The following is a 14,641-nucleotide window of genomic DNA, read 5'->3' on the forward strand; positions in this document are numbered from 1 at the left end:
AACTTCACTCACCCTTTCGCTGACGGCATGGGCATGAACCTCACCGATAACCTCACCGATTACCAACAGGTACGCGGCCTGGCCATCCAGTCGCTGTTCGAAATCATCGAGCAGTCCAGCGAAGGCACGGTGATCGTCGACCGCGACGCCAATATCGTGTGGATGAACGAGCGCTACGCCAAGCGCTTCGGCCTGAACAGCGCGGATGAGGCCATCGGCCAACCCTGCGAGCGGGTGATTTCCAACAGCCTGTTGCGCCAGGTGGTGCGCACCGACCGGCCGATCCTGCTGGATATCCAGGACACCCCCAAAGGCCCGCTGGTGGTGATGCGCCTGCCGATTCACAACGATGCCGGGGCGGTGATCGGTGCCATCGGCTTCGCGCTGTTCGATGAGCTGCGCAACCTGTCGCCATTGATCGAGCGCTACATGAGCATGCAGCAGGAACTGGCCTCCACCCGCTCGTTGCTGCGCTCACGCCAGAGCAAGTACACCTTCGCGCACTTTATCGGTACCAGCGCCGCGAGCCTGGAAGTCAAACGCCGGGCGCGGCGCAGCGCCAAGACCGAGTCGCCGGTGTTGCTGCTGGGGGAAACCGGCACCGGCAAGGAGTTGCTGGCCCAGGCCATTCATGGCGCCTCGTCACGGGCACACAAGGCATTTGTGAGCATCAACAGCGCGGCGATCCCCCACGATTTGCTCGAAGCCGAGTTCTTCGGCACTGCGCCCGGCGCGTTTACCGGCGCCGACCGCAAGGGCCGCCCCGGCAAGTTCCAGATCGCCCAGGGCGGCACGCTGTTTCTCGACGAAATCGGCGACATGCCCCTGCCGCTGCAAAGCAAACTGCTAAGGGTGTTGCAGGAAAAGGAGTTCGAACCGGTCGGCTCCAACGAGATGCTACACAGCGACGTACGGGTGATTGCGGCCACGTCGATGGACCTTGAGGCGGCGATCAAACGTGGCGAGTTTCGCGCGGACCTGTATTACCGCCTGAATGTGCTGCCGATCCAGGTCCCGCCCCTGCGCGAACGCTTGGAAGATATTCCGGCGCTTAGCGAGGCGATCCTCGAAGAACTGCGCAGCCATCACGAACTGGACCGCGAAGCCCTGGACTTGTTGGCCCAGCATGCCTGGCCGGGGAATATCCGTGAGTTGCGCAACGTACTGGAGCGCGCGGCGCTGTTAAGTGATGACTTGATATTGAACGCCCAGGAAGTCCGTGCGGCCATTGGCACCTTCAGCCCGGTGGCACGTAACACTGCCGTGGCGGCGGAGGAAGGTGAAAGCTACAACGCGGCGCGGGAGCGGTTTGACCGGCAGGTGATTGTAGCGGCGCTCAAGGCCTGTGATGGGAATGTGGTGGAGGCGGCTAAGCGGTTGGGGCTGGGGCGGTCGACGTTGTACAAGAAAATGGTCGCGCTAGGCATCACCTGATCTCCAATCAGAGACTTAATTCTTAAAAAATAGACAATCACTGTGGGAGGGGGCTTGCCCCCGATAGCATTGGTTAAGGCACTCTATTTCGGGCTGATACACCGCAATCGGGGGCAAGCCCCCTCCCACACTTGATCCGCACCTGTCTCCAGATTGAGACATTAGCCGAATCCAATTGAAAAATATTCATATATTTCAACAAGTTAAGTAATTGGCACGCATCTCGCTATAGCCCTTCCCCACCGCGTCACCACAAAAATAACAATCCTATCTGGAGACACACCATGAGTGTGATCATTGCCCTGGCAGCCCTCGCGCTGCTGATGCTGGCTGCCTACCGTGGCTATAGCGTTATCTTGTTCGCCCCCATCGCCGCGCTAGGAGCGGTGCTGCTGACCGACCCCTCCGCCGTCGCCCCTGCCTTTACTGGGGTGTTCATGGAAAAAATGGTCGGCTTTATCAAACTGTATTTCCCGGTGTTCCTGCTCGGTGCGGTGTTCGGCAAGCTGATCGAACTGTCGGGGTTTTCCCGTTCGATCGTGGCCGCGGCGATCCGCTTGCTCGGCACGCGCCAGGCGATGCTGGTGATCGTGCTGGTCTGCGCCCTGCTCACCTATGGCGGCGTCTCGCTGTTTGTGGTGGTGTTCGCGGTATACCCGTTTGCGGCGGAGATGTTCCGCCAGAGCAATATCCCCAAGCGCCTGATCCCGGCGACCATCGCCCTCGGCGCGTTTTCGTTCACCATGGACGCCCTGCCCGGCACGCCGCAGATTCAGAACATCATCCCCAGCACCTTTTTCAACACCACCGCCTGGGCGGCGCCGTGGCTGGGGCTGATCGGCACGATTTTCGTGTTCTGCGCCGGCATGCTTTACCTGGCGCGCCAGCGCAACAAGGCCCAGCGCGCCGGTGAAGGCTACGGCACCGAACTGCGCAACGAGCCGGAAACCGCCGAGAACCTGACATTGCCCAATCCGTGGATCGCGCTGTCGCCGCTGATCCTGGTGGGGGTGATGAACCTGCTGTTCACCCACTGGATCCCGCAGTGGTACGGCAAGACCCACAGCCTTAGCCTGCCGGGCATGAGCGCGCCGGTGACCACCGAAATCGCCAAGCTCACGGCGATCTGGGCGGTGCAGGCGGCGTTGCTGGTGGGGATTATCGTGGTGCTGGTGTTCGGCTTCTCGGCGATCAAGAGCAAACTCGCCGAAGGCAGCAAAAGCGCGGTCAGCGGTGCATTGCTGGCGGCGATGAACACCGCGTCGGAATACGGCTTCGGTGCGGTCATCGCTTCGTTGCCGGGCTTTCTGGTACTGGCGGACTGGCTTAAGGGCATCCCCAACCCGTTGGTCAACGAGGCGATCACTGTGACGTTGCTGGCCGGTATCACCGGTTCCGCCTCGGGCGGCATGAGCATCGCCCTGGCGGCGATGTCCGAGAGTTTTATCGCGGCGGCCCACGCGGCCAATATCCCCCTTGAAGTGCTGCACCGGGTCGCGGCCATGGCCAGCGGCGGCATGGACACCCTGCCCCACAACGGCGCGGTGATCACCCTGCTGGCGGTCACCGGCCTGACCCACCGCGAAGCCTACAAGGACATTTTCGGCATCACGATGATCAAGACCCTTGCGGTGTTCGTGGTGATCGGTACTTTCTATGCCACTGGCATTGTGTGAGGTGAACATGACGACATTGAACGGCAAGACCGCCCTGGTCACCGGTTCCACCAGCGGCATCGGCCTGGGCATTGCGCTGAGCCTGGCCAAGGCCGGCGCCAACCTGATCCTCAACGGCTTCGGCGACGCCAGTGCGGTAATCGCCCAAGTGCAAGCCTATGGCGGCCAGGTCGGCCACCATCCGGCGGACGTCAGCGACCCGGCGCAGATCGCCGACATGTTTGCCTATGCCGAGCGTGAGTTCGGCGGTGTGGACATACTGGTGAACAACGCCGGCATCCAGCATGTGGCGGCGGTGGAAGACTTCCCGGCCGAGCGCTGGGACGCCATCATCGCGATCAACCTGTCGTCGGTGTTCCACAGCACGCGCTTGGGTCTGCCGGGCATGAAGGCCAAGGGTTGGGGGCGTATCGTCAATATCGCTTCGGTGCATGGCCAGGTCGGTTCGGTGGGCAAGGCAGCTTATGTGGCGGCCAAGCATGGCGTGATCGGCCTGACCAAAGTGGTGGGCCTGGAGACCGCCACCAGCAACGTGACCTGCAACGCGATCTGCCCCGGCTGGGTGCTGACGCCGCTGGTGCAGAAACAGATCGACGATCGCATCGCCCAAGGCGTGGACCCGCAGCAGGCGCAGCACGATCTGCTGGCGGAGAAACAACCGTCGCTGGAATTCGTGACCCCGTCGCAACTGGGCGAGCTGGTGCTGTTCTTATGCAGCGAGGCCGGCGCCCAGGTGCGTGGCGCGGCGTGGAATATCGATGGTGGCTGGCTGGCCCAATAGATCAAACACAGTGAAACGCTGGTGTTTGCAAGACGTGCATAAGAACAAGAGACCCTGCTGATGTCCGAGATCCTCTGGCAACCCTCCCCGGAACGCATCCGTACGACGCGCATGGACCAGTTCCGGCGCTTTATCAATGATCGCCACGCCGTGCAGCTTAGCGACTACCCGGCCCTGCACCAGTGGAGCATCGACCAGCGCGCCGAGTTCTGGCAGGCCATCGTGGCGTTCTTCGATGTGCAGTTTCGCAGCCCGCCCAGCGCCGTACTGATCGAAGGGGATGCTATGCCCAGCGCTCAGTGGTTCCCCGGCGCGACCCTGAACTTTGCCGAGCATTTGCTGCGTCGCCGCGACCATCACCCGGCCGTGATCGCCATCGGCGAAGACGGCCAGCGCGAACAACTGACCTACGCCGAACTCGCCGCTCATGTCGCCGGCCTGCAAAACAGCCTGCGAGCGGCGGGCGTTGGTCTGGGTGACCGGGTCGCGGCGTGCATGCCCAACACCTGGCAGACCCTGGTGGGTATGCTCGCAACCACCAGCCTTGGGGCGATCTGGTCGTGCTCCTCGCCGGATTTCGGCACCCAAGGCGTGATCGATCGCTTCGGCCAGATCGAACCCAAGGTGCTGATCACCTGCGCCGGTTATCGGTATGCCGGCAAAATCATCGACCAAAGCGCCAAGCTCGATGAGATCCTCGAACGCTTGCCGTCCCTGGAACAGTTGATCGTGGTGCCGTACGCACGGCCCGAGGCACGGGTCGAGGACTATCGCACCCAGGCCCGCGTCACCCTGTGGCAGGACGCCTACCAACCCGGCGGCGAACCGGCGTTTGTCGCTGTGCCGTTCGATCATCCGCTGTACATCCTGTATTCCAGCGGCACCACCGGAGTGCCCAAGTGCATCATCCATGGCACCGGCGGTGTGTTGCTCACCCATCTGAAGGAACATGGTCTGCATGCCGACCTGTCCCGCGACGATTGCCTGTTCTACTACACCACCTGCGGCTGGATGATGTGGAACTGGCTGGTCTCGGTGCTGGCCCTGGGCGCCACGGCGGTGCTGTATGACGGCTCGCCGTTTCATCCGGGGCCCGAGCGCTTGATCGACCTGATCGATGCCGAACGTATCAGCGTGTTCGGCACCAGCCCCAAGTTCCTCGCCACCCTGGAAAAGGCCGGGCTGCAACCGCGTCTGAGCCATGACCTGAGCAGCCTCAAGGGCTTGATCTCCACCGGCTCGCCGTTGTCGCCCCAGAGCTACGACTACGTCTACCGCGAGATCAAGGCCGAGCTGTGCCTGTCGTCGATGTCCGGTGGTACCGATATCGTCTCCTGTTTTGTGATCGGCAACCCGGTGCTGCCGGTGCGCCGTGGCGAAATGCAATGCAAGAGCCTGGCGATGGCCATCGAGGTGTGGGACGAGAAGGCCCAGCCGTTGATCGGCGAAAAAGGGGAACTGGTGTGTACCCGTCACTTCCCGGCCATGCCCATCGGCCTATGGAACGACCACGACGGGCAGAAGCTGCGCGCGTCGTATTTCGCTCAGTTTCCCGGCGTGTGGGCCCAGGGCGACTACGCCGAGGAGCGCGCCAATGGCAGCCTGCTGATCCATGGGCGCTCGGACGCGGTGCTCAACCCCGGCGGCGTGCGCATCGGCACCGCCGAGATCTATCGCCAAGTGGAGAAGGTGCCCCAGGTGCTAGAGAGCTTGGCCATCGGCCAACGCTGGCAGGACGATGTGCGGGTGGTGCTGTTTGTGCGTCTGGACGATGGCGTCGAGCTGGATGACGCGCTGCAACAGCAGATCCGCCAGGTGATCCGCGCCAACACCACGCCACGCCATGTGCCGGCGAAGATCCTCGCCGTCCATGACATTCCGCGCACCATCAGCGGCAAGATCGTCGAACTGGCGGTGCGCAATGTGGTGCACGGCGAACCGGTGAAGAACACCGATGCCCTGGCTAACCCCCAAGCACTGGAGGCTTTTCGCGACCGTCCCGAACTGGCGTGAAGATGAAAGGTTTCAGCCCTGAGCAGCTGATTAGCAAGACAAAACGCCAATGCGTGCTATTTTTCCCGGGTAGTCACCCAGGGCCGACTCACGGGATAATGGGTGTTTTCATCTTTCAAGGCGTTACGCTCAGGGCTTTTTCATGAATGGAACATCCACCGGTAGCGAAGCCGCTGCATTGATCGCGCGGCTGGACTGGGCACACAGCCCGCTCGGTGAGGCCAATGACTGGCCGCAAAGCCTGCGCACAGCGGTCGACATCGTGATCAACTCTCCGATGCCGATGCTCCTGTTGTGGGGCCACCAACTTATTCAGCTGTATAACGATGGCTTCGCCCGACTGGCGGGCAACAAGCACCCCGGCGCCATGGGCCAGCCGGCACACCAGGCTTGGCCGGAACTGGAGAGCTTCACCGCACCGATCTACAACGCCGTGATGGAGGGGCAGGTGCGCACCTTCAGCGAGCAGCGCTTTGTGCTGCAGCGCAACCAGCGCGATACCGAGATCTGGCTGGACCTCACCTACAGCCCCATCCGCGACGAAAGCGGCGAGGTCGCTGGCATCCTGGTCACCGCCATCGAAACCAACGAGCGGCGCAGCAAAGCCCTGGAGCTGCAACAGCGCTCCGAGGCCAGCCTCAAGGCCCAACACAACAGCGAGGAACGCCTGCAATTGGCCCTGGCCGCCACCGACGCGGTGGGCACCTGGGATTGGGACATCGGCGAAGACCATTTCATCGCCGACGCCCACTTCGCCTACCTGCACGGTGTCGATCCGGCGGACGCCGGCCTGTTGCCCATCAGCGATTACCTGCAAGGCGTACACCCCGAAGACCGTGGCACGGTGACGCGCAGTATCAAGTATTGCATCACCAACGGCACCGAATACGCCGAGGAATACCGCCTGTTGCAGCCCGATGGCGAGGTGCGCTGGGTGTTCGCCCGCGGCCGCTGCTACAAGGATCAACAGGGCCGCCCGGCGCGCTTCCTCGGCGCGGCGCTGGACCTGACCGAACGCAAGCACACCGAACAGGCCCTACGCCAGAGCCAGACCGAGTTGCAGTTGATCATCAACGCCATGCCAGTGCTGATCGGTTATGTGGACCACGACGAGCGCTTTCGCCTGAACAACAGCGCGTATCTGGAGTGGTACGGCAAGACGCCCGAGGAACTGTACGGAAAAACCATCCGCGAAGTGCTCGGCGAGGAGGTGTACGCCGGGCGCGCGGACAAAATCGCCGCCGCGCTCAAGGGCAAGGCCTGTAGCTTCCTCACCGTCACGCCGCACCGCGATGGGCGGCCGCGGCACGCACTGATGAAGTACCTGCCACGCTTCAGCAACGACGGTTCGGTCAATGGCTTCTACATCTTTGTGATCGACGAGACCGAACGCAAACTCACCGAGGAGGCCTTGCGCCACCTCAACGAAAACCTCGAAGAACGGGTGGCCCAGCGCACCCAGGCCCTGGCCGAGGCCAACCAGCGCCTGCAAAACGAAATGTACGAACGTGAACGTGCCGAAGACGCCCTGCGCCATGCGCAAAAAATGGAAGCGGTGGGCCAGCTCACCGGTGGCATCGCCCACGACTTCAACAATATGCTCACCGGCATTATCGGCAGTCTGGACCTGATGCAGCGCTATATCGCCGCCGGGCGCAGCGATGAAATCGGCCGTTTTACCGACGCCGCCGTGGCCTCCGCCCATCGCGCCGCCGCCCTCACCCACCGGCTGCTGGCGTTCTCGCGCCGCCAGTCGCTGGACCGCCGCCCGCTGGACCCGAACCAATTGGTGGCATCCCTGGAAGACCTGTTTCGCCGCACCAAAGGCGCGCATATCACCCTCAAAGTGAAGCTGGGCCAGGACATCTGGCCGGTCAACACCGACGCCAGCCAGTTGGAAAACGCCCTGCTCAACCTGGTGATCAATGCCCGTGATGCCATGCCCGATGGCGGCGAGCTACTGATCGAAACCGCCAACAGCTACCTGGACGGCACCGACATCACCACCCTCGAACCGGTCAAGGCCGGCGATTACGTGATGCTCGGGGTGTGCGACAACGGCACCGGCATGGCGCCGAAAATACTCGCCAAGGCGTTCGACCCGTTCTTCACCACCAAACCCATCGGCCAGGGCACCGGCCTGGGGCTGTCGATGATCTACGGTTTTGCCCAACAGTCCGGCGGCCATGTGACCATCCAGAGTGCCCCGGGCCAGGGCACCTGTGTGCGCCTCTACCTGCCGCGCCTGCACGGCACGTCCCTGGAAAGCAGCCTGCCGGCCAGCCTCGGTGAAGCCCCGGTGGCTTTGGCGGGCGAAGCGGTGGTGGTGGTCGAGGATGACCTGGCGGTGCGCATGCTGGTGGTGAACCTGCTCGACGAATTGGGCTACACCGCGCACCAGGCGGCGGACGCCCGGACCGCCTTGCCGTTGCTGGAATCGGACCTGCGTGTAGACCTGCTGGTGACCGACGTCGGCCTGCCGGGCATGAACGGCCGGCAACTGGCGGAAATCGCCCGCCAGCACCGTCCGGGCCTCAAGGTGCTGTTTATGACCGGCTACGCCGAAACGGCTGCCGAGCGCCAAGGGTTTCTGGAGGATGGCATGGACATGGTGGCCAAGCCGTTTTCCATCGACCTGCTGGCCACCAAAATCCGCGGCATGATCGGCGTCGACGAAGGACTTCAGGCATAATCGCGCGCCGTCGCACACCTGGTAGAGATCAATGAAAGCCCAAGCCCGTCATATCCTGGTGAAAACCAGCGAAGAAGCCGAACAACTCAAGCAGCGCATTGCCAAGGGCGAAGCCTTTGATGTGCTGGCCAAGAAGTACTCCACCTGCCCGTCGGGCAAACGTGGCGGCGATTTGGGCGAGATCCGGCCGGGGCAGATGGTGGGGGCGATCGACGCAGTGATTTTCAAGAAACCGCTGCGGGTGGTGCATGGGCCGATCAAGAGCAAGTTCGGGTATCACTTGGTGCAGGTGTTTTATCGCGATTGAGGGATGCCTTTAGGGTCCTATCGGGGCAAGCCCTCTCCTACATATATCTGGAGCAATGCAATCGACTGTGGGACGGTTGCCCCCGATCCGCCGAAGGCGCCCATTCACCCCTGGGGAATCAATGCCCCCGGAACCTGAATCACCCGACTGGCCAGACGATGTCCAGCCAATGCCGCCGCCTCGGGTGAACCACCTTGGAGCCGGCTGGCCAGATACGCGGCGCTGAACGAGTCCCCCGCCGCCGTGGTATCCACCACCTTATCGACCTTTAACGCCGGTACAGAAAACCGCTCGCCGTTGCAGCGGATCAGGCACGCATCTGCGCCACGCTTGAGCACCACCTCGGCGATGGCTGGATAGGCCGCGAACACCTGCTCGGCGTCCTCATAACCAAACAATGCGCGCTCGTCGTCTTCGGTGAGCAAGGCGATGTCCACTTCGGCCAGCACCGCGTGATACGCCGCGCGAGCCGCTTCCACGCTGGGCCACAGGCGTGGGCGATAGTTGTTGTCGAACACTACCCGGCCACCACGGCGGCGGGTTTCGATCAGGGCTTGCAGCAGGCGCGCGCGGCCGATTTCGCCCAAGACAGCCAGGGTGATACCGCTGAAATACACCATGTCGTAGCCCGGCAGCGCCGCCAGAACGGGCTCGGCGGCAGGCGTGGTAAAGCAGTCGCGCACGGCGGCTTCGTTGCGCCAATACAGAAATTTGCGCTCGCCTTGGGCGTCGGTCTGGATGCAATACAAACCCGGCAAACGCCCCGGCAAGCGTTGCACCAGGCCCAGGCCGAGACCTTCGTCGGCCCATTGCTTGCACATCGCATCGCTGAAGCTGTCATCGCCCAGGGCGGTGACGTAGTCGACGCTGCCACCAGCGCCCAGCTCACGGCGCAGGTACACCGCGGTGTTGAGGGTGTCTCCGCCGAAGCTCTGGTGCAGGCTGCCGTCGGCGCGATGTTGCAGTTCGATCATGCATTCGCCGATCAGGGCGATGCGTGGGGTTGTGTTCATGCCTGAGTCTCTGGTGGGGCTGAGGGCCCTATCGGGGGCAAGCCCCCTCCCACATTGGAACGCATTTCAACAGGTGGGTGGGGCTTGCCCCCGATAGGCGCGGCGCGGGTTAGAAGCAGGTGTGCAAGGATTCGATCACTTGCAATTGCTCATCCACCAGGCAGCCGACGTGCCATTTGTCGAAGGTCAGGCACGGGTGCGAGGTGCCGAAGGAAATGATGTCGCCGATGCGCAGCTCCACGCCCGGCGCCACGGTCATAAAGGCGTGCTGATCCATGACGGCGGTGACGACGCAGGCGCTCACATCATCGCCTTCAGCCGGCAGCACACCGGCCTTGTAGCGCATGAGCGGCACCGGCAGGCCGGCATCGTAGGCCACGTCACGCTTGCCCAGGGCGATCACCGCAAACCCCGGCTCCGGCAGGGATTGCACGTGGGCCCAGACTTCCAAGGCTGGGCGCAGGCCCTCGTTGAGATCGCTGCGACGGTCGAGCACGCAGCATTGCGCGTCTTTGTAGATGCCGTGGTCGTGGGCCACGTAGCTGCCGGGGCGCAATACGCTGAGAAAACGCCCGGCGGCGTTCTGCGCTTCGAACGACTCGGCAATCAGGTCGTACCAGGCCGACCCCGAGGCGGTGACGATGGGCTTGGCCAGATCGAACGCGCCGCTGTCTTGCAGCTCCATCGCCAGGCGCACCAGGCTCGCGGCGAAATCGCGAATGCCGCGGATGGCGTGTTCGCCGTGGATCACCCCTTCGTAGCCTTCGATACCCGTCAGGGCCAGGGCCGGCTGCGCTTTGATCGCCTTGGCCAGGTCGCGCACTTCCTGCTCGCTGCGGCACCCGCAACGGCCGCCGACCACACCGTATTCGATCATCACGTTCAGGCGCAGGCCGCGGGCAGCGAAAAACAACCCGAGGTCGGCGACGTTATCCGGGTGATCGACCATGCAATGAAAATCGAAATCCTGATCGGCCAACAGGTCAGCGATCAGCGCCATATTCGGCGCGCCCACCAACTGGTTGGCCATCAATACGCGGCGCACGCCACCGGCATAAGCAGCACGGGTCTGCACCGCGCTGGCCAGGGTAATGCCCCACGCGCCCTGTTCGATCTGCCGTTTGAACAGCGCCGGCATCATGCTGGTCTTGCCATGGGGCGCCAGCTCGGCGCCGCTGTTGCTGACAAACGTCTGCATCCAGCGAATGTTGTGTTCCAGGGCGTCACGGTGCAGCACCAGGGCCGGCAGGCTGACGTCGCGGACCAAGTGGGCGCCGATGGCGGCAGCGCCTTTTTCGACGGCGTTGAGGGCAGGCATAAGCAGTTCCTATTCGTTGATGCGACGGGCCAGGTTGTTGGCGCTGTCGATCAGCACCCGGCGATAGTCGCTGTAGTTGTTGAGGGCGTCGGCCCGGGGCGCGACGATGCACAGGGTCGCGATGCTGACCCCTTGGGCATCCCGCACCGGGGCGGCGAAGCAATGGGTGAAGGTGTCGGCCACGCTGTCGAACGAGAAAAAACCGTCGAGGCTGGCTTGACGAATCTGCGCCAGGAAAGTCTCCAGCGGCAGGCGCTGGCCGTCCGGCAGGATGAAATCTTCGGGGTCGATCAGGTCAACAATCTGCTGATCGCTCAAGTGCCCCAGCAGCAGACGCCCGGAGGCGGTCCAGGGGATGGGCGCGTTTTCGCCGATATCCGAGGAAATACGGAAATGCCGCTCACCTTCGCGCATCAGCGCCACGGTGTATTTGCGCCCGTTGAGCAGGCACATCTGGGCGGTTTCGTGGGTCTGGCTGACGATTTCCTGCAAGGCATGGTCGGCCTCGCGGGTCAGGTCGAAATGGCGCAGGTGCGCCTGACCGAGAAAGTACAGTTGGCGGCCGAGGTAGACGTGGCCGTCCTTGCCCACCGTTTCCAGGATGCGCCGTTCCAATAACGAAGCGACCAGTTCATAGACCGTGGACTTGGGGCTGCCGATGCCGCTGGCTATATCGTTCGGGCGCAGCGGTTGGCCGATTTCCTTGAGAAAATCGAGGATATCGAACGCTCGGTCCAGGCCTTTGGCGCGGCGTTTGATGGTGTCTTCGGTCATGATGGTTTTCGGTCCGGTCGAATGTGGGGGGAGCTACTCCCTCCCACATGGGTTCTGTATGGAAGTCGAAGCATTTAGCCTTTTTTCTTGTAGGCCACGCAATCGATCTCGACCTTGCAATCGACCATCATGTTGGCCTGCACACAGGCCCGCGCCGGGGCGTGTTCCGGGGTGAAGTATTCGCCGAAGACTTTGTTGAAACTCCAGAAGTCCCGCGGGTCTTCCAGCCATACGCCGACCCGTACGACGTCTTTCAATTCATAGCCGGCCTCTTCCAGAATCGCCACCACGTTGCGCAGGGTCTGGTGGGTTTGCTCGACAATGCCGCCGGTGATGATTTCGCCGTCCACAGCCGGCACCTGGCCTGACACGTATAACCATCCATCCGCCTCCACGGCACGCGCGAAAGGCCGAGGCTGGCCACCGCCGGCAGTGCTGCCGGCTCCGTAACGAGTGATGCTCATAACAATGTGCTCCTGATTAAAAACGAATGTTCTTCAAAAATTCCGCCAGGCGCGGCGATTGCGGACGTTCGAAGATGTCCTTCGACGAACCCTGCTCCTCAATACGCCCCTGGTTCATAAACACGATCTGGTCGGACACTTCATAGGCAAAACGCATTTCATGGGTGACCAGCAACATGGTCATGCCCTCTTCCGCCAGGCCCTTGATCACACTGAGCACTTCGCCCACCAGTTCCGGGTCGAGGGCCGAGGTGACTTCGTCGAACAGCATCAAGCTTGGGTTCATCGCAATCGCACGGGCAATCGCCACACGCTGTTGCTGGCCGCCGGACAACTGGCCGGGGAAGTGATTGCGCCGCTCTAAAAGTCCTACACGCTCCAGCCATTTTTCCGCGAGAGCAACGGCTTGGTCCTTAGGCATTTTCTTAACTTTCAATAAGCCCAAGGTAACGTTCTGCAACGCGGTCAAATGCGGGAACAGGTTGAACTGCTGGAACGCCATGCCGGTCATTGCCCGGTGCTGGGCAATCACGCGCTCCGGGTGACGCACGCGTTTGCCACCGACGTCGCTATAGCCGATTGACTCGCCGTCCAGGGTGATCTGGCCGCCCTGGAATTCCTCCAGCAAATTGACACACCGCAGCAGCGTGGTCTTGCCCGAACCGCTGGAGCCGATCAAGGTCACCACATTACCGCGCTGCATCGACAGGTCGACGCCCTTGAGCACTTCTACCTCGCCGTACTGTTTGCGCAGGCCGCGAATATTCAGCAGCGGTTCGGTTGTGTGAGATTGGTTCATGGCAAGGCCACCCGCTTTTCAATGTAGCGCCCGAATAACTCGATGGCGTAGTTAATGACAAAGAACAAAAACCCGGCGAACAGGTAGAACTCCAGGGTCATGAAGGTGCGCGCGATCACCTGCTGGGTGCTCAGTAGCAATTCGGCCACGCCGATCACCGACAGCAAGGTCGAGGCTTTGACGATTTCCGTGGAGGAATTGACCCAGGTCGGTAGGATCTGACGCAATGCCTGAGGTAACAGCACGTAGCCCAGGGACTGTCGGAACGTCAGACCGATCGCCTTGCCCGCTTCCAGTTGCCCACGGGGAATGGCTTGCAGTGCGCCGCGTACGATTTCCGACACATGGGAGCCACAGAACAACGTCAGCCCGACCGCGCCGGCCTGGAATGCGCTGATCTGCCAGCCGAGCGCCGGCAGCATGTAGAAGCACGCCAGCACCAGCACGAACACCGGCGTGCCACGGATCAGGTCGACATACAGGCGAAACGGTGCACGCATCCAGAACTTGCCATAGGTCAGGATCAACCCGGCGACGATACCGATCAGCGTGCCGAAAAGAATGGCCAGCGCCGACACATAAACACTGGCCTGAAACCCCGCCCACAGGGTGTCTCGGGCGATCCACAACTCGTGCAGCCAGCTGGGAGATTCGTACATGGGGAACCCTCCTTAACGACGGATCGCCAGACGTTGTTCCAGGTAACGGAGCAACAGGGCAATGAGGTAACAGGCGGCCACGTAGAGCGCGGTCGTGACCAGCCAGGTTTCAATCACCCGGTAGCTTTCGACGTTGATCTTGCGGGCGTAATAGGTCAGTTCCGGTACGGCGATCGCGGCGGCCAGGGAGGTGTCCTTGAACAGCGAGATAAAATTGTTCGACAGCGCCGGCAGCACGTTGCGCAGCATCACGGGCACGGTGATATAGGCGCGGATGCGCCACTCGCCCAGGCCGATGGCCAGGCCGGCTTCGCGCAAGCCCTTGGGAATATTCAACAGCCCGGCACGGAACACTTCGGTCAGATACGCCCCGGCGTAAAGCGACAAGGTGATGATGAGCGAAGGGATTTTATCCAGACGAATGCCCAGGCTGGGCAAGGCAAAGTAGATCAACAGGATCAACACCAGAATCGGTGTATTACGCACCACCGTCACGTATACCGACGCCAGGATGCGCAAGGCGCGGTGCCTGGACAGCATGGCAAACGCCATCAGCAGGCCGATCACGCAGCCGATGGCGATCGACAGCAATGCCAGTTGCAGCCCCAACCCGAGCCCCGCCAGCAAGGTGTCGAAATCGCGCCAGACGGCGGCAAAGTTCAACTGATAATTCATGGTCAACGCTACCTGAGAGGGGCGCCGATGGCGGCG

13 protein-coding genes are annotated in these 14,641 nt (G+C 62.2%); 6 read left to right on the forward strand and 7 right to left on the reverse strand.

Annotation, left to right across the window (positions count from 1 at the left end):
• The first annotated feature begins 33 nt into the window (after positions 1-33).
• The 6 genes from FIV35_RS20565 to FIV35_RS20590 all read left to right on the forward strand — a co-directional run bounded on the left by FIV35_RS20565 (position 34) and on the right by FIV35_RS20590 (position 8,903).
• A complete protein-coding gene (locus tag FIV35_RS20565; protein ID WP_034138433.1) occupies positions 34-1,434 on the forward strand; it encodes a sigma-54 interaction domain-containing protein in 1,401 nt (466 codons plus the stop codon).
• A gap of 284 nt (positions 1,435-1,718) precedes the next feature.
• On the forward strand, positions 1,719-3,110 hold the full coding sequence (locus FIV35_RS20570; protein WP_034113959.1) for a GntP family permease: 1,392 nt from the start codon (positions 1,719-1,721) through the stop codon (positions 3,108-3,110).
• 7 nt (positions 3,111-3,117) lie between these two features.
• Positions 3,118-3,891 carry a 3-hydroxybutyrate dehydrogenase gene (locus FIV35_RS20575; protein ID WP_034113961.1) on the forward strand — a complete coding sequence of 258 codons (774 nt, stop codon included), beginning with the start codon at positions 3,118-3,120 and terminating at the stop codon, positions 3,889-3,891.
• 60 nt (positions 3,892-3,951) lie between these two features.
• Positions 3,952-5,904 (forward strand): acetoacetate--CoA ligase, encoded by a 1,953-nt coding sequence (locus FIV35_RS20580; RefSeq protein ID WP_034138400.1) that lies wholly within the window; start codon positions 3,952-3,954, stop codon positions 5,902-5,904.
• A 142-nt stretch (positions 5,905-6,046) separates the two neighbouring features.
• Entirely contained in the window at positions 6,047-8,596 is a 2,550-nt protein-coding gene (locus tag FIV35_RS20585) for a hybrid sensor histidine kinase/response regulator (protein ID WP_034098323.1), read from the forward strand.
• Positions 8,597-8,627: 31 nt separating this feature from the next.
• Entirely contained in the window at positions 8,628-8,903 is a 276-nt protein-coding gene (locus FIV35_RS20590) for a peptidylprolyl isomerase (protein WP_034098324.1), read from the forward strand.
• A 104-nt stretch (positions 8,904-9,007) separates the two neighbouring features.
• Here FIV35_RS20590 and FIV35_RS20595 read toward each other — a convergent pair whose 3' ends face one another.
• The 7 genes from FIV35_RS20595 to FIV35_RS20625 form a co-directional block, all read right to left on the reverse strand.
• Entirely contained in the window at positions 9,008-9,916 is a 909-nt protein-coding gene (locus FIV35_RS20595) for a sugar kinase (RefSeq protein ID WP_034138401.1), read from the reverse strand.
• Between the two features lie 109 nt (positions 9,917-10,025).
• Positions 10,026-11,234, reverse strand: coding sequence for an amino acid deaminase (locus tag FIV35_RS20600; RefSeq protein WP_034138402.1), 1,209 nt, complete (start codon positions 11,232-11,234; stop codon positions 10,026-10,028).
• Between the two features lie 9 nt (positions 11,235-11,243).
• Positions 11,244-12,008 (reverse strand): IclR family transcriptional regulator, encoded by a 765-nt coding sequence (locus FIV35_RS20605; protein ID WP_034098328.1) that lies wholly within the window; start codon positions 12,006-12,008, stop codon positions 11,244-11,246.
• 74 nt (positions 12,009-12,082) lie between these two features.
• Positions 12,083-12,472, reverse strand: a complete 390-nt coding sequence (locus FIV35_RS20610) for a RidA family protein (RefSeq protein WP_034138403.1) — start codon at positions 12,470-12,472, stop codon at positions 12,083-12,085.
• 16 nt (positions 12,473-12,488) lie between these two features.
• Complete coding sequence (locus FIV35_RS20615; protein ID WP_034098330.1) at positions 12,489-13,271, reverse strand: amino acid ABC transporter ATP-binding protein; 783 nt, start codon at positions 13,269-13,271, stop codon at positions 12,489-12,491.
• On the reverse strand, positions 13,268-13,930 hold the full coding sequence (locus tag FIV35_RS20620; protein WP_034098332.1) for an amino acid ABC transporter permease: 663 nt from the start codon (positions 13,928-13,930) through the stop codon (positions 13,268-13,270). The genes FIV35_RS20615 and FIV35_RS20620 overlap by 4 nt, the downstream gene beginning before the upstream one ends.
• Before the next feature lie 12 nt (positions 13,931-13,942).
• The gene (locus FIV35_RS20625) at positions 13,943-14,605 is read right to left on the reverse strand and encodes an amino acid ABC transporter permease (RefSeq protein ID WP_034138404.1); all 663 of its coding nucleotides are present in this window, start codon (positions 14,603-14,605) and stop codon (positions 13,943-13,945) included.
• Between the last annotated feature and the right edge of the window lie 36 nt (positions 14,606-14,641).

Origin of the sequence: Pseudomonas rhodesiae, assembly GCF_007858255.1 — a bacterium.
In the GTDB taxonomy this organism is placed as follows: Bacteria; Pseudomonadota; Gammaproteobacteria; order Pseudomonadales; family Pseudomonadaceae; genus Aquipseudomonas; species Aquipseudomonas rhodesiae.